This is a genomic window from Paenibacillus sp. FSL W8-0426 (genome assembly GCF_037969725.1).
GTDB lineage: Bacteria > Bacillota > Bacilli > Paenibacillales > Paenibacillaceae > Paenibacillus > Paenibacillus hubeiensis.
In genome coordinates this window covers 4,742,701-4,757,459 of the sequence record NZ_CP150203.1, presented here as the reverse complement: position 1 = coordinate 4,757,459, position 14,759 = coordinate 4,742,701, and the positions used below count along the sequence as shown (strand labels likewise).

The 14,759-nt window shown below is 52.6% G+C and carries 25 protein-coding genes; 22 read left to right on the top strand and 3 right to left on the bottom strand.

Annotation, left to right across the window (positions count from 1 at the left end):
* Window positions 1-20 precede the first annotated feature (20 nt).
* From MKY59_RS21495 to MKY59_RS21465, 7 genes are all read left to right on the top strand, one after another.
* Window positions 21-1,304 carry a hypothetical protein gene (locus tag MKY59_RS21495; protein WP_339273772.1) on the top strand — a complete coding sequence of 428 codons (1,284 nt, stop codon included), beginning with the start codon at window positions 21-23 and terminating at the stop codon, window positions 1,302-1,304.
* Entirely contained in the window at window positions 1,305-1,511 is a 207-nt protein-coding gene (locus MKY59_RS21490; protein ID WP_339273771.1) for a hypothetical protein, read from the top strand.
* Window positions 1,508-2,203, top strand: a complete 696-nt coding sequence (locus MKY59_RS21485) for a hypothetical protein (protein ID WP_339273770.1) — start codon at window positions 1,508-1,510, stop codon at window positions 2,201-2,203. Before MKY59_RS21490 ends, MKY59_RS21485 begins: the two co-directional genes overlap by 4 nt.
* Window positions 2,200-2,364, top strand: a complete 165-nt coding sequence (locus MKY59_RS21480; protein ID WP_339273769.1) for a hypothetical protein — start codon at window positions 2,200-2,202, stop codon at window positions 2,362-2,364. The genes MKY59_RS21485 and MKY59_RS21480 overlap by 4 nt, the downstream gene beginning before the upstream one ends.
* Complete coding sequence (locus MKY59_RS21475) at window positions 2,348-2,542, top strand: hypothetical protein (protein ID WP_339273768.1); 195 nt, start codon at window positions 2,348-2,350, stop codon at window positions 2,540-2,542. Before MKY59_RS21480 ends, MKY59_RS21475 begins: the two co-directional genes overlap by 17 nt.
* Before the next feature lie 89 nt (window positions 2,543-2,631).
* Window positions 2,632-3,102, top strand: a complete 471-nt coding sequence (locus tag MKY59_RS21470; RefSeq protein ID WP_339273767.1) for an RNA polymerase subunit sigma — start codon at window positions 2,632-2,634, stop codon at window positions 3,100-3,102.
* On the top strand, window positions 3,099-3,692 hold the full coding sequence (locus tag MKY59_RS21465; RefSeq protein ID WP_339273766.1) for a hypothetical protein: 594 nt from the start codon (window positions 3,099-3,101) through the stop codon (window positions 3,690-3,692). The genes MKY59_RS21470 and MKY59_RS21465 overlap by 4 nt, the downstream gene beginning before the upstream one ends.
* A 61-nt stretch (window positions 3,693-3,753) precedes the next feature.
* Here the strand turns inward: MKY59_RS21465 and MKY59_RS21460 are convergent, their stop codons facing one another.
* Window positions 3,754-4,110, bottom strand: coding sequence for a hypothetical protein (locus tag MKY59_RS21460; RefSeq protein WP_339273765.1), 357 nt, complete (start codon window positions 4,108-4,110; stop codon window positions 3,754-3,756).
* Between the two features lie 74 nt (window positions 4,111-4,184).
* Window positions 4,185-4,403 (bottom strand): helix-turn-helix transcriptional regulator, encoded by a 219-nt coding sequence (locus MKY59_RS21455; protein ID WP_339273764.1) that lies wholly within the window; start codon window positions 4,401-4,403, stop codon window positions 4,185-4,187.
* A gap of 107 nt (window positions 4,404-4,510) precedes the next feature.
* On the opposite strand from MKY59_RS21455, the gene MKY59_RS21450 reads away from it, so the two are divergent.
* The 4 genes from MKY59_RS21450 to MKY59_RS21435 all read left to right on the top strand — a co-directional run bounded on the left by MKY59_RS21450 (window position 4,511) and on the right by MKY59_RS21435 (window position 5,959).
* Window positions 4,511-4,645: a hypothetical protein gene (locus MKY59_RS21450; RefSeq protein WP_339273763.1), complete on the top strand. Its 135-nt coding sequence runs from the start codon at window positions 4,511-4,513 to the stop codon at window positions 4,643-4,645.
* A 451-nt stretch (window positions 4,646-5,096) separates the two neighbouring features.
* Window positions 5,097-5,300 (top strand): hypothetical protein, encoded by a 204-nt coding sequence (locus MKY59_RS21445; RefSeq protein WP_339273762.1) that lies wholly within the window; start codon window positions 5,097-5,099, stop codon window positions 5,298-5,300.
* Window positions 5,293-5,532: a hypothetical protein gene (locus tag MKY59_RS21440; protein ID WP_339273761.1), complete on the top strand. Its 240-nt coding sequence runs from the start codon at window positions 5,293-5,295 to the stop codon at window positions 5,530-5,532. Before MKY59_RS21445 ends, MKY59_RS21440 begins: the two co-directional genes overlap by 8 nt.
* 217 nt (window positions 5,533-5,749) lie before the next feature.
* Window positions 5,750-5,959, top strand: coding sequence for a hypothetical protein (locus MKY59_RS21435; RefSeq protein ID WP_339273759.1), 210 nt, complete (start codon window positions 5,750-5,752; stop codon window positions 5,957-5,959).
* Between the two features lie 17 nt (window positions 5,960-5,976).
* Here MKY59_RS21435 and MKY59_RS21430 read toward each other — a convergent pair whose 3' ends face one another.
* Complete coding sequence (locus MKY59_RS21430; RefSeq protein ID WP_339273757.1) at window positions 5,977-6,183, bottom strand: hypothetical protein; 207 nt, start codon at window positions 6,181-6,183, stop codon at window positions 5,977-5,979.
* A gap of 295 nt (window positions 6,184-6,478) precedes the next feature.
* On the opposite strand from MKY59_RS21430, the gene MKY59_RS21425 reads away from it, so the two are divergent.
* The 11 genes from MKY59_RS21425 (at window position 6,479) to MKY59_RS21375 (ending at window position 14,689) form a co-directional block, all read left to right on the top strand.
* Entirely contained in the window at window positions 6,479-7,186 is a 708-nt protein-coding gene (locus MKY59_RS21425; RefSeq protein WP_339273755.1) for a hypothetical protein, read from the top strand.
* A 565-nt stretch (window positions 7,187-7,751) separates the two neighbouring features.
* Window positions 7,752-8,000, top strand: a complete 249-nt coding sequence (locus MKY59_RS21420) for a hypothetical protein (RefSeq protein ID WP_339273753.1) — start codon at window positions 7,752-7,754, stop codon at window positions 7,998-8,000.
* 1 nt (window position 8,001) lies between these two features.
* Window positions 8,002-8,199 carry a BC1881 family protein gene (locus MKY59_RS21415; RefSeq protein ID WP_339273752.1) on the top strand — a complete coding sequence of 66 codons (198 nt, stop codon included), beginning with the start codon at window positions 8,002-8,004 and terminating at the stop codon, window positions 8,197-8,199.
* Between the two features lie 590 nt (window positions 8,200-8,789).
* Window positions 8,790-9,017 carry a hypothetical protein gene (locus tag MKY59_RS21410; RefSeq protein WP_339273750.1) on the top strand — a complete coding sequence of 76 codons (228 nt, stop codon included), beginning with the start codon at window positions 8,790-8,792 and terminating at the stop codon, window positions 9,015-9,017.
* Complete coding sequence (locus MKY59_RS21405) at window positions 8,989-9,147, top strand: hypothetical protein (RefSeq protein WP_339273748.1); 159 nt, start codon at window positions 8,989-8,991, stop codon at window positions 9,145-9,147. The genes MKY59_RS21410 and MKY59_RS21405 overlap by 29 nt, the downstream gene beginning before the upstream one ends.
* Before the next feature lie 103 nt (window positions 9,148-9,250).
* On the top strand, window positions 9,251-9,682 hold the full coding sequence (locus MKY59_RS21400) for a phBC6A51 family helix-turn-helix protein (protein ID WP_339273746.1): 432 nt from the start codon (window positions 9,251-9,253) through the stop codon (window positions 9,680-9,682).
* Between the two features lie 12 nt (window positions 9,683-9,694).
* Window positions 9,695-11,455, top strand: coding sequence for a phage terminase large subunit (gene terL / locus MKY59_RS21395; protein ID WP_339273744.1), 1,761 nt, complete (start codon window positions 9,695-9,697; stop codon window positions 11,453-11,455).
* Between the two features lie 18 nt (window positions 11,456-11,473).
* Window positions 11,474-13,039 (top strand): portal protein, encoded by a 1,566-nt coding sequence (locus MKY59_RS21390; RefSeq protein ID WP_339273742.1) that lies wholly within the window; start codon window positions 11,474-11,476, stop codon window positions 13,037-13,039.
* Window positions 13,040-13,046: 7 nt separating this feature from the next.
* Window positions 13,047-13,841, top strand: a complete 795-nt coding sequence (locus MKY59_RS21385) for a phage minor capsid protein (RefSeq protein ID WP_339273740.1) — start codon at window positions 13,047-13,049, stop codon at window positions 13,839-13,841.
* Window positions 13,842-14,105, top strand: coding sequence for a hypothetical protein (locus MKY59_RS21380; protein WP_339273738.1), 264 nt, complete (start codon window positions 13,842-13,844; stop codon window positions 14,103-14,105).
* A 2-nt stretch (window positions 14,106-14,107) separates the two neighbouring features.
* Complete coding sequence (locus MKY59_RS21375; RefSeq protein WP_339273736.1) at window positions 14,108-14,689, top strand: hypothetical protein; 582 nt, start codon at window positions 14,108-14,110, stop codon at window positions 14,687-14,689.
* Window positions 14,690-14,759: the final 70 nt, after the last annotated feature.

Genomic DNA, 14,759 nt, shown 5'->3' with positions numbered 1-14,759 from the left:
CGATAAGAGGAGCGGATTATATGAACGCAAACATTACCGTATTGAAAGACGAAAGCCTGGGCGGAAACATGCGTGAATATCGCGAGGTTAAACGGAAGGCGCGCGTAGGTGATCTCGTCAAGGTTACGCAGGTAAACGGTATTGGGCGCAAAGCGCTCGTAGGTTCCATCGGAAAGTGTACGCGAAATAACCAGTTTAGCGATGGTTCTATTGATACAACGCTAACGCATGATGAGGACGGATTCCTCGATACCGTACACGAAACGTATGTAGTCCTCGAACCGACCGATATCCTCCGCATCAACGGAGAGCGCCTTCGCGTGGTCGACCGGAAAGCTGCGGTGGGAGAGCGCGTGATTGTTACGGGAGAAAAAGCGACGTTTAGGATCGGAGATGTATTCGTTGTGGAGAACGATGATTGGGCGTACCCTGCGGCCGGGCTACGCAATGGTAGGAACGCACTTGACGGACACTATCTCGTACTCGAACCGGTAGAATCCGCCAAACCAGCGCCATCCCTTTCCGATCAAAGCGCGCCCGACCAAGCGGCCGAAATCATCGCGAAATTGGCTACGCGAGTAACTGCGCTTGAGCAACGGTTGGCGGCGTTGGAATCCGGCGAACCCAAACCGATGACGTTCGCGGAGGTTAACGCAGACCTTGCGAGACTTGCGCAGGAGATTCGTGAGCCTCATCCGAATTGCGGAAAGGTCGTGTTCAGCCGCCCAGCCACGTACGATGCTCCGTCATACCTCTCGGATCAGCAGCGCCGTGATGCGATTGTCGAGCGGGCCAAGGCGGATGTCACAACGTTGCAATCCAGCCGCATCAGGAACGTTCCCGTTAACGGTGATACGGATCGTCTCGCGGTATTCAACTTGCACCCTAAGGAGGATTACGTCAGATTCGAGGTTAACGTCACAAAACGGTCGGTCAAAGCGCTGCTTGTTACGGCGAACGACACCGTTTGGGCGCGAGGCATCGCAAAATGCGCGCCAGGAGACGTCTTCAACTCGCATATCGGACGCGCGATTGCGCTGAGACGTGCGTTAGGGCTCGAAGTGCCGGCGGAGTATCTGAGCGCGCCTAATCCGACGGAAGTTCGCGTTGGCGATGTCGTAGATGAGCACGGATACGCGGAACGCAGAGGTATGGAGGTAAGCGCGGTCAAACCGGACGGTTACGATATGGCGGACAAGGGACTAACGTTCAAAGGCGGAGGATGGACGTATATCAAAGCGTGCAAAGTAATCGACGATTCCCGCGAATCAAACAGCGCAGAGCCGCGGAAGGAGGTGGCGTAATTGTACACAACGTACGTAATTATCGATACATCGACCGGAGAAATTGCGCATAACAAGGCGTACACGTCAAGCGGTCCAGCTAAGTTGGCCCTGCGCTACCATTACGAAAAGTTTCCGAATTATGCGATCGCGAAACTAACCGCAGCTCCTTCGCAGATTATTGCGTTGGATGCTGACGACAATTGGACGGAGGTGGCTGCGGAATGAATACGTGTGACTACTGCGGTCAAAAAGTAGACCCCTCTTCAACATACGTCCACATCGGCGGGGATAGACCGTACGCCGGGCATAAGCACTGTATGGGCGCGCCGATGATGCGGAAAATCAGACAAATAAATGGTCTTCCTAACATCGGCCTGATCGGAAAGCTCCGCGCAGGTAAGGACGAAGTCGCCCGTTATCTCACTTCGGAACACGGCTACGAAAGATTTGCGTTCGGCGACTCGCTGAAAGACGATTTTCACCGTCGATATCCGGAGGTCCCACGCGAGCCTAAACCTCGCATCGGCTACCAGTTTCACGGCCAGTTCATGCGTGATGTTGTCGGCGAGGACGTTTGGGTGCAGCGGTGTCTCTCGGATGTTCAGCGCGGATATTACGCAAGTCTCGATTTCCGCGCGGTGATTTCAGACGTACGCCAGCCTAACGAATATGACGCACTCAAAGCCGCCGGCTACGTCCTCATCCGCGTTGAAGCACCGGAAGCCCTCCGCATTGATCGCGCCATTAAGTCCGGCGACCGCTTCGACTTGCGAGACCTTACGCACGGCACGGAGACGGCGCTTGACGATTACGCGGCGGACTTTACGGTGGTCAACGATGCGGGCTTGCCGGAGCTGTACGCGCAGATTGACGAAGTGATCCGCTCACTTCGTTCGACCGGAAGTGATGCCGCATGACATCCGTTAACATCGCGAAAGAGTGGCGCAAAGGCTACGAGGCCGGTTACGTAAATGGACGGATTGACGCGTTGGAAGGACGCGAATATGACGATCGGACACCGCTGCAGAAGCGGAGGGACGACAGGGAGGTGGCCGCGGACGATGAGCGGGAGCTTTGACCGGTTCCCGCCGCCAGGTGAGCGTGTGAAAATCGCCTGTTATTGCGCATATTGCGGCGAACCGATTGAGCGCGGATCATTCGTGACAACTTACGCGAGCGGAGAACGGACGCACGACGGATTTTGCGAGGAACAGTACGTAGAGAACGAGTTGGGTATCGTACGCATAACCGTATGAAAACGTAAGTGTTCGAAAAATTCACGGTAGAGTTGCGGCGGGCCTTCGGGCCTGCGCGCACTCTACGTTAAAAGGGAGCGGATGTACGTATGGGTCACGTTAAGATTGACGTTGAAAAAGGTTCGCGCAGCTATTCCGTCAAATACTCGCTAAACGACGCGGCCGGCGTAAAGGCGTTATTACGCGACCGCCACCGCATCAGTTCCGCACGCTTTCGGGGCGACTACGCCGCTTGCGATATCCTCATCGATTTGCACAGCGCGATTAACTCGGCTGGCCTCACGGAGCGCCAGACGGAAGCAATTGCGTGGGTTTACGGCGTAGACATTACGCAGGCCAAGGCGGCGGAGCTGATGGGGATTACGCAACAAACGCTGGGCGAAACGCTTGATCGCGCGGCTGAGAAATTGGCGGCAGTTTATAAGCGGTGGGAGTACGGCGAGGTTTGCGTTGAGTATGATGCGCAGGATTTGGTTGCGCAGTTAAATCCGGAAGAAACAGCGGAGTTTTTACGCCAGCACCAAGGCATCGAAATTAACCAAACGGAGGAATGCGCGTGAGTAATTATAAAGCGGAATTTGCGGATAAGGTGACGGAAATTATCGGGCTTAATATCGAGGATCGTACGGAGAGAATGGCGGCCGTTAGCGCGCTTATCGACTCTTACGTAGAGGCGCACGGAGTATCGCCGGACCCTGCGCAGCTTGACATCCTTAGCGACTATATATTGCGCGAGGAGTTGACGAATACGGACCGCATGAAGTCGCGTAACGAAGAGTATCCGTTCCTATCTGAGCGCCAGTTTGAGCGCCGGCGTGAGAATGAGGTGCCACTAGAGGTTGCGGAAGAATACGGAGCGGACGGACGTAATTATCGCGTCCCTAAGCGCAGAAAGCGCAGTACTAAAGAGCTTATTCACGTCGATGAGCACGCTAAAATTCGTAATCAGGCGCGGGCCAAACAGTACAAGCGCGACACGGCGCCGGGTCCAGTCATTCCGTATAACCTCTACGAAACTGGCGGAGAGCTTACGGAACCATTCGTTAACTGTCGCGGTCTGGGCAAGCGGTGGGCCGAAGAGATGGGCGCGATGAATGAGACGGAGATTGTGCGCGAGGAAGCGGATATTACAATGCTAACCGCGGCGTAAACGTAAAAAAGCGCCTCATTCCGGGGCGCTCTTATTCGCTGTATAGGCGTGGTTTCAGCTCTTATTGACATTGGTTTTGGTGCAGTTGGCGGAAATAATCCGCTACTGATGCAGCTTGCCCAGCTTCAATGATCTGACTAATCTTAGTCCACTCTTCCTCTGGGAGAGTAATTTTAACTGTCTTTCCTATGCCCAAGGAAGGGCGACCAGTCTTGATCGTTTTGTCCATAATCTCTCTGATTGTGTCAATTCTGTAGCTATACCGGTCGTATTCTTCCTTTAATGATGCGTACTGCTGGGTAATCTGCCCCGCACTGTCAGACCCCAAAATAGGAGAGAGATCGTTCATTTTACTTAAAATTTCTGCTTTTGAGTCTTCACATGAATTTATTAGTTCTTGCATTTCTTTCAAGTTCAAAGGTAACCACTCCATTCAGTAACTTTTTAATTTAGGTTACCTTTATTTTATGTTGGTGGAAATACTCTGTCAAGCTATTTTATTATCTTCATCTCCGTTATTGTAAAAAGCTCGTCGACGGCTACATTCAGCGCGCGAGCAATTGCAAATATATGCACATCTTCATGGCGGTTATTCTTATCAAACCTGGATATTGATCCCTGCGGTACTCCTGATACCTCGGACAACCAGGTCTGTGTTAGGCCGCGCTCTTTAAGAATCTCTCCAAGCCGCGGAGTTACTACAATATTCATGTTATCACCTTCCCAAAATCATTATACGATAGCGAATAAAATGACGCAAACATATTGACATCGTATATACGATATCGTATAATAGATACATAAAGGAGGTGAACAACATGCGAGTCTTAGAGTGGGTCTTGCTCCTCACAGCCATAACAAACCTGACGACTGCCATCGTCGGATTAATCAAAGCGCTGAAAGAGAGCAAGATGAAAGGAACCCGAAACAAGCGTAAACGGCGCAAGCGTTAAGGGATTCCGGAGAGAGGGCGGCTAATACAGCGCCTTCTCATCCCAAATATACCACAATAAATCGCGCATGTTAAATATAAATGGGAGGTAATCGAAGTGACAACGTTAATCACGATCATTGCATTCGCCGGTCTGGCGGTATCAATCGCAGCCCTGGCGCTAACCATCCGCAACAGCCGCCGCAAGTAACCTGCGAACGCTGCAACGGGTCCGGCCGCTACAATGACGTATACATTTGCTTCGGATGCGCCGGTACGGGTAACGCAGCTACGCCTACTAAACGCGTGGTCTGCGTCAAGACTTACGCTAAGTTCGGATTCCAGCGCGGCGACTTCGGTATTGCACGCATGACAACGCCGGCCGTGTATTCCGGCGAACCACGCTGGATCATACGCGGCCACACGCTACTAGATCGCCAGGTTAACGAATATTTCCGGGAGGTGCCGCGCAAATGAGCCGGGAAACCTATGCGGCAATCTTACGCAAGAGCTATACGGAGGAGGACGCGCCTACGCAACGCCGGGCGCTCATCCACGCCACATTTGTCGGAATTGTCGAGTCAATCGTAAATCAGGCTGATTATACGTCCGATCAAAAGGTCGAGAAGCTACGTAATCTAAACGCGGCTCGGAAGGAGGTACTTGCGGATGAATGATGTGTTGGTTGAGGTTATGGACCGATCCGAGGAAAATGACATCGTAATTTACAAGTTCCGTGCATACTCGCTGTGCTACTTGGCGGAGGTTGAGATATCGTCCAAAAAGCTCCTCATCTTACGTGACTATTTACAGTATATTGGTGGAGATTCTGATGGCGAAATTATATCAGGCGAGTTTGAGTACGCCGTAGCACGAAAAATCCTGAAAGAACAAAACTTGATCGGCTGAGGAGGGTTCAAGTTGACCAAAAGGCTACTTGCGGTAGGTAAACGGATGGGTGGGCGGAACTTTATACGCGTGGCTGGAGAAGGCTGGCGCGAGGTAAAAGCGGATGAAAAGGCGCGTTGATGTGCGGAAGATTGTCGCGCAGACAGGGATACGCGAAGTAAACGTCGAAATAACGAGTTGCGGGCGTGATAAGGCGCCGGACGAAGGAGATGCGGAAATGAGAGTTTGGGAGCGCGATGGTTACGAGGTTGTTGAGAAGGAGTTCGACCGAGATTTGCACGAGTTCGAAATCATAAAAGACGGAGAGGTTGTTGCTACAATTACGCCGCCTGACCTTGATAATATGGCGGAAATCGTTAGCCAACTCGACGCTGGCGAAGATGTCAACGGTTGGGAAGACGGGAACGGGAATACAATACGAGTGTAGTGCGCTAAGGACCGGAGCTAATCCGGTCTTTTTCGTGTCTCTGCCGCCTCAAAATCGTACTCTCCGCGCATGTAGTATGTACCGCAAATCTTAATGCTATCGGTGCTATACCGCTCGATCACGCCGCCATAATCCGCAATTTGGCCGTCCTTTTCGCGCACAGTAACGCGGACCTGGGCGAGCGCGGCCGTGAATAATTCGATATCTGTGCGTAATTTCCGCAAATTTGCCGCCTCCTTTGCGTAAATAATTCGCTATTTTCAGCGGAAATTCCTCTTCTGACCCTGTATTTTACGCTGTTTTGCGGCTATACGTTATGAGGAAGTAGAAATCCCGTCAGGGAAACGAACGATGCGGGTACACTCCGCACGCCCTTACGTTTATTCCAACGTTAAGGAGACGATAAAATTGGCCGAATACAAGCGCCTAATTGACCCAGAAACGGGCGAAATACACGAACGAACAGCGGTTTTAGCCGATGGCGACCGTATTACCAGTGCGGCACAACGAGAGGCATTCGTGAAGCAACAACGTAGCCGCAGCGCTGAGTTTACGATAACGAATATGCGCAATATTGACGAAGTCATAGAGAGGGTATCCGACAAACACTGCGGGTACCTTCTTTATTTGCAATGCTTCGTTAATTACGACGCTATCCTTGAAAATCCGGACAAGACCGCAATGAGTCGCGAAGACATGATGCGCACACTCAAGATCGGCCGGACTACGCTGCATCATTTTCTACGAGAGACTACGGGAGTCGGCGTGATCGAGGAGGATGGCGATAAATACCGCCTAAATCCGCGCTACCACTTCCAGGGTAAAACGGACAACACTGCCGTCATCAAAACGTTTGTGGCGCGCGTTAAGCGGCTATATACGGAGGTCAGCGCTAAGGACCTCGGCTTCGTGTATAAGCTTCTGCCGCATGTCCACCTCGAAACGAATACGATATGCGCGAATCCTTTCGAGCGCAGCGTTGAGAATACGTTGCCTCTTACGAAAGAGGATATCGCAAGGTTAACGGGCGTTACGGAGAAATCGGTGTATACGAAGTTGCGTAACTTACGCTTTGGCGATCAATACGTGTTTGCCGAGGTAGTTTACGGGACTTCGCGCTATTACAAGATCAATCCGTTCGTGTTCTACCGTAAATCCGGACAGCCCGACGCAACGTTACGGGAGATGTTCTCCATCCGAAATAACTTCGTAAAACGGGCTTCGTAATTCCTTATCGGTAAAAACGCGAACAAAATCGGCCTCTTATCGGTAAAAACGCGAACACGAAAAAAGTGACCTCCGCCTTACAGCCGCAAGGGTTTGCGCGTTTTAGGGGGTCAAATTTATTCTTAGTCTTTAGATACCGAAAACATACGCGCAGAGAAGGTATGCGAGACATAATGGGACAATACCATTCGGGCAAATGCAGCCCGACACTGCGGACCAAGAGCAGGTCCTTGTGTACATCTATTTATAGCGCGTTATCAATTAATCCCGGAGCCGAAAGGCGACGGAGCAAGGAGCGCAGCGACGCGCTAGTCTATAACGCAAAGCGAACGCTAAGTGAGCGGAAGGAGTGCGCTATGTTAACCGTGTTATTCGCCATCTTAGGCGTTCATATTGCGTTAGTACTCGTTGTCTTATCGCAGTACATTCCGATTGCAATTAAATCGCGTAACGGGTTCGTACAGGTAACGAAGAATCTCGGATTAATTGCGCTAATACCGTATGTTCCTGCGTTGCTAATTATCGTGCTGTGGATCGATCAATTTGACGATTGGAGGCGTAAGTAGTGGGCGTGTTCAAAACGATTACTACTCCGGCTAAATGGACGGAGATTGACGGTAAATATGCGCTATTATTCGACGAAATGCCGCACTTAGTATTCGTAAGCCATGACGGTGAAGGTAGGCGCGATCAGACGTTTATTGACGGAGAACAGCCGAGGAATATGACGGAGATTACGATTGATTCGGGCGTAGGGAAAATAACGGAATATACCGTTAAGAGTTACGCTTTAACGCCGGAAGGAGAACGTTAATATGGCGGATTTATCAACGGTAAGTACGCGTGATTTACAAGCGGAATTAGCGCGCAGAGAAGGCGTAAGTACGTTAACGCTAGGGCCATACGAGCGTGTTAAAGTTACGGATTACGGCGGAGGTTTAGTCGAGATGTATAGCGATAGGCGAGAGTTTACGATCGTCGGTCCCGCAACTATCACGGTAAATATCGATTAACATACGGAGGTCCTGCGCTATGCCTAAGCGTGGGACTTGCGTCGTTTTAACGCTTTTGTGCATGCGCTAGTAGTTACGTTAGTGTCCGAGTTAAACGCGCTAATTCAGCGGTAGATTGACGGAGATTCGGAGGCTGACGTAAACACTTGCGATAGGCGGCGTAATAGTAGGTGCGATGGGGCTTACGCACGGGTGCGGGTAGGCGACTCCGTGTTACCTGCGGACCTGCACGGACCATCTGGCGGACACATGCGATAGAACTCACGGGGTTATGCGGTAGAATGGCGCGATTGGCGCGTTGATTTCCGCAGAATAGTGCAAATAGGGCGCATGACAACGGGCGACACACGGGTACGGGCGGACTACAAACGCAGGCGTGGCGCGGGTTTGCGCCGAGTTGTAACTGCGCTGGATACTTTCGCAAAATGCGGATTTTGTGAAACAGTCTACGCGTTAATGCGCTAAAGTCCCCGCGATTTCCGAGACCCCCAAGGCCCCCTACGCCGGCCGCCGGATCAGGTCACGAAAACTTACGTACAAATTTTCGAACTCAGGGCGTCAGCGCCCGCAACTAAACGGAGGTGCTTCGAATGCTGGACGAAATCTTCGACAGGTATCCGCGAGTCACCGTTCAATGGGACGCGGACTGGAACGAGTACAGAGCGTCAGTTGGCGCCGATGCGAATGGCAAGTTCGGCAGATTTACGGTATTTGACTACGCGGACACTCCTGCGGAAGCAATCCGGCTGGCCGACGCAAGGGCCCGTTTTCAGACGGAGGTGTTTGCATGTGGAAGAGCTACGCCGGGTCGCGCTTGAGCTGTTAGACGAATGGAACGAGTTGTGCATCGAAGGTATACACGAATTCAGCGGTACGATCGACGCACATTTAGCGGAACAGGCGCAGGATTACGAACATAGGCGGAGGCACATCGTTAATATCACGTAAATTTCCCGTCAAATTAGCGCGTCTCACCTATCCTGGGTATGTCCGTTAGGGTCCGCGCCTAAACACGCTAAATCCACGTAAATTCAACGAGGAGGTGCAACGAATGTCTAAACGTAAACAAGCGCTTGAGGCCCGCTTAGAAGGCCGCCAAATCCGCGCAGCTCTAATGTGTGTAGAGCGTGAGTTCGCGCCAGAAGATGAGCGAAAGGGATACGACGAGATTGCGGAGGAGGTCGGAGTATCGCGCCAATCACTGCACCGATGGCGTACGCAGAACCGCGCATTTATCGATTATGTCAATCTGATCGCGGATGAGTGGCTCGAATCGGAGCGCGCGTATGTCTACCGGCAGCTTATGAAGACGATTAGCGGCGCGCAGCCATCGATTAAAGGCATCGACTTGTACTTCAAGCGCCACGGACTTATTACGAATCAAATCGCGGTCGAGACGAAGGACGGCTCGGAATCACGGTCTAACGATGACCTGACGCAAGATATCGCAGAACTTGACGCATTGCTCGAAGAAAACGAATAAGGAGGCGGTATTTTGGCGTACGTAAACGGCGAATGGCTTGCGCGGCCTGAGCGTCAGGAACGCATTAAGCTCGTCAGCGAACGCGCCAAAAAGCTGCGAGCCTTAATCGAGAGTGGCCGCGCAACTACGTACCATACGGAAGCCTTGCGGTCAGATATAGCGGAGCTTAAGCGACTCAAGCGTATCGATCGCGCGGAAGACGATATGCTGTATTTTTTCTACGAATACTTCTCGGAGGCGCGGAATCCGGGCAATCCGGACAATCTCGTGCCGACGCCGGATGTAGATATGGACGACGCGCCGGACTTTCACCGAAAGTTGTCGCGCATTCTCGATTCGGTATCCAACCGAAACAAGACAGCACGTATTGCGTGGGCGGCATCGCGGGGTCACGCCAAGTCTGCGTATCTTTCGAACGCCTTTCCGGTACACGAAATCGCGTATCGCAAGCGGAAAATGATCCTGATTATATCCGAAACGAACAACGGATCGAAAAAATTTATCAAATGGGTCGCGAATCAGCTCAAGCACAACCAGAAGCTGCGCGAGGACTTCGGCGAACTACTCTACGAACGCAAAGTGATGAACGAAAAGGACTCAGAAGACGCGTTCCTTACGACAAGCGGCGCGAAGATGGAAGCGACGTCGCTCGGAATGCAAATCCGGGGTTTCCGTAACGGCTCCTACCGACCAGACCTCATCTTGCTGGACGACTTGGAATCGCGAGACTCAAACAATACGCCGGAACTCCGCCAGAAGGCGAAAGACTGGCTCAACGCGGACTTGATGCCGGCGTATGACCCGACGAGGACCGCGATTATCTTCATGGGAACGATTGTTCATCATGATTCTTTGCTCAATTACGTACTCAACGAACGCCGCGACTTCATAAAAAACCGGTTTCCGGCGATTATTTCGCAACCTGAGCGCCACGACCTTTGGGCGGAGTTCGAGCGCGTATACAAAGAGTACGAGCCGTCTGCGGAGGAGCTTGCAGCGTTTGAGGACTCCGAAGAAGCGAGCGCAGCGCCAAACGTCGAAGCAGCGTTACGTTTTTTCGAAGCTAACCGCGAAGAGATGGAGCGCGGAGCCGAGGTATTGTGGCCGCAACGCTTCCCGATACAGTTTCTCGCGTTGGAAAAGCTCAATTACGGGACCAAGGCGTTTAACACGGAGTTTATGAACAATCCGATCGACGAGGATTCGCAGATATTCAAGAAAGAGACGTTCAAATATTACTCCGCAATGGAGTTTCCACACCGCGAATACCGAATCACAATGGGCATTGACTTTGCGATGGGTAAAGCGCGCGGGGACTATTCGGCGATTGTCGTAACGGCACGCCATAAAACAACCGGAAAATGTTACGTAGTTGAAGCGTGGGGAGCGCGAGTGCATCCCGACGCTTTTTTGACGGAAATTGTGGCTCAAGTCATGCGTTATCAGCCGGACGCAATCGCAGCCGAAGCGCAAATGGCGCAAGAGTTCTTCGTACACAAGCTCAAGCAGGAGTTGCAGGCGAAAGGGTATCCGTCACATACGCGCGTTAAGGAGGTACACCAACGGACGCGGAAAGAGCTGCGGATTGAGGCGATGATTCCGGATATCGAAAAAGGAATGGTCGTGTTTAACGCGGACCATGCGTTATTGCTCGAACAGCTCGAACGTTATGGCACACGCTGGCATGACGATTTGCCAGATGCGCTCGAAATGTCGCTTTCGATAAACAAGCGCGGATCAAGAAAGCTGCGCGATAAACCACGCGGACTATAACGGAGAGGAGGACGCTAATTGACGAAATTATTTGATACTGGGCAGCAGTATCCGCCGGAATGTGATATTCCGCGCCTAGCCCGCTATAAACGCGGAAGGATCATCTTTGACGGACGTCATCCGGAGATATACGATCGCGCGTCGTCGTTGCTGCAGAATACGCCGTATGCTCCGCAGCTGCAAACGCTGTTTATTGCGGTGAATCTGATGGACATTTTGCTTACGAAGCCGGCCGACTTGCTTACCGGAGAGCCGCCGACGTTTGAAAGCGGAAAAGGCGCTGACAGCCGCGAGCAGGAACGCCTTGACTCGATCGTCGAAGAGAACGATTTGGTGCAGACAACACACGAAATCTCCATCGGAGGCGGGTTCCGCGGCGACTCGTACCTTAAGACGTATTACGGTACGCGAGCAGACGTCAGCGAAACGGAAGCGCTCGGGTTAGAGGCGCCTGAGCAGCCGCTTGAGCCGATTATCGAGGCGGTGCCGGCAGATATCGTGTTTCCGGAACTATCGAAGGGGTCGCGGAAGAAGTTTAAAGCGATCAACATTGCGTGGATTGACTTGGTCGAGGAGCAGAACGGGCCAATTATCCGGTGGGTGTCCGGAATTAACTGCAATTACACGCCGTACCTCGTTGTCGAGCGGCATATTCCGGGATACATCATCTACGAACGATTCAAGCTCGAAGACAACGCCGTCAACGACGATTGGGGCGTTCCGATCGAGACGTACATCATCGGTGAGAAAGTCGCAACCGGACGCGAGCAGGACATCGTTGCTACGGGAACTGACCGACTACTCGTACATCACGTACCGTACAAGAGCGTGGACGACCGATGGGAAGGGATCAGCGGCATCGAAAAGCTGGAAAGCGTGCTGGCCGCGATTAACGACCGCCTCGTACAGGTCGATTACATCCTATGGAAACACTCGGACCCGACCGCATACGGCCCGGATATTGACGAGGGCGAGAGCGATTCTGTCCGAATGGGTGGAAAGTATATCCCGTTGGACAAAAACGACGTGACTCCGGGCTACATGACCTGGAATTCGCAGCTTGACGGCGCGTTTAAGGAGCTCGATATCCTGCTCGGCCTTGTCTATCAGATGAGCGAGACTCCGCAATGGTTGTTCGGTACGACGTTGGCGGAGGACAAAGGCGGAACAGGTACGTCTCATACGGATTCTGGCGCAATCAAGGCGCGATTTATGCCGATCCTGGCGAAAGTCAAGCGGATACGTGCCCACGTTGACAAGGCGCTCCGAGACGCAATTTGGACCGCGATGCAGCTCGAAAACTTTGCGAACAAGGACGTGCCCGACTTCGAACCGTACGAGCCCATTTACCCGCGCATTAATTGGCGCGACGGACTGCCGCGTGACGAAAAAGAGGCCGCAGAAGTTGCGAGTATCCGGACCGGCGCCAAGTCGACAATGTCCGTTAGTGACGCGATTAAGTACCTCGACGGCGTTGACGATAAACTCGCAGATGAGATGATACGGAGAATCGACGAGGACGAAACGCGCCTTAACGGCATAAGCGATTCGGCGGGAGCAGACGCGGTGTTTAACGATGGATGAACGGCCAATGAATCGTATGGTTAGCGCATTTAAGCGTGCGAAATCCGCCATTGGTGCGGCTGTCGGGCGCTTATTTACGTTGGGCTTTACGCGCAAGGCCGGCGACCAAGTCCTAAAGGAAACGTCGCATATCCTCGGCAAGCTCAACGAGGAATCGCGCAAGAACATCGACGAGGCGCTAACATCCGCGGCAAAAGACGGCACACTCCGGACGCTTACCGCGCTCGGAATTGCGCAGAAGCTTGTGAATGTGACGTTAAGTCGCGCAAACAAAGCGATGCTCAGCGCCGCGTTAACGGATACGTACGCGGACATCCTCGCGGTCACGCAAAACATGGACCGCAGGACGCGTACAACCATCCGTCAGGCCATCGCAGACGCTATCCGGATCAATCTATCGCGCGGGATCAACAGCTCGAAGGACATTAGCCAGACCGCGATGGATCGAATACGCAATACGCTCGGCCAGGCGGTAGACACCGGCATTATTGATTCGTCGGGCCGGCGCTGGAAGCCGGAAGTATACGTCGAAACCGTCATCCAAACGAAGATGGCGGAGACACAAAGAAATGCAACCATAAACGAAGCGCTCGAACGAGATGTATATTACGCGCAGATATCGAGCCATGGCGCAAAGGATGCGTGCCGAAATTGGGAAGGCCGCATCGTCAAGCTAACTCCGGATGCTCCCGGAAACTATCCGTATGTAGGCGACCTACCTCGCAATGAAATCTTCCATCCACGCTGCCGTCATACTTTGTTGCCGGTTCGCACTCCGGACAATATCGGAGGAGATGAATAGATGGAAACTAGGCGCGTGGTTAGCGCTGTATCAGCGATAGGAGATCGTGACATCAAGTTGGACCAGACATGTACAGATATCGTAATCAACAACAACAGTGGGTCAGACATTACGTTCAGCGTGGCGAACGGCAAGGTGGCGATTGTTGACAGTTTTGTATTACGCGATGGTCAAAGTATCGAATGGTTCCTTAACGCATTTGATCGCATCACTGTTACTGCTTCCGGGTTTTACCAAGTTGTTGCCGGTAAAGGAGGCAGATAAGGGTGAGGATTACAAACAATGCGGTCACTTTGGCCGGGAGTAGTGTGGCGGTCCCGGTCGATATTCAAGGCGTAAAACTCATCAATGAGGGCGAGGTTATGCCCGTATCCGGCGGAGGTTCCTCAGCACAGGCCGCTCCCATCGAGATTACAACAATCGTAAACGCGCTTTCTTTGCGCGACGGGGCCGTAAAGTCAGTTGATTTCCCGGACATGACGAAGTACGTTCGGTATTCGATTTACGTCCTAAATACGCTTGATCAGGCAGTTAGAGTCGCGCCTTGGATGGATTCGTCGGTGATTTTCACAGACGCAACGATCGGTCGGTGGGGCGTTTCGGCAGAGGCTGACGGACTTAGCTACTGTTACACGGTCCCAGCAAAAGGACCGGTAGGCTCCGGAGCCCACTGGCTTAACGAACTGACTCCGGCATCAACTGGGTCGGGCACGAAGGTTGTCTCAACCGAAGGGTTATTCTCCCGCGTAAACAGTACCGGCGCGGGCGCTCTAAAGCTGACCTATCGCGCAGTTGCGACCCCGACTACGGGAACGCTGACGATCCGGATTATAGGGTATACGCGATGAGAGCGCAGCCCGGTAGAGAGTTACCAGCGGCGAGGGAGATGAAGGCGCAACCCGAAAGCGAAGTCACTAA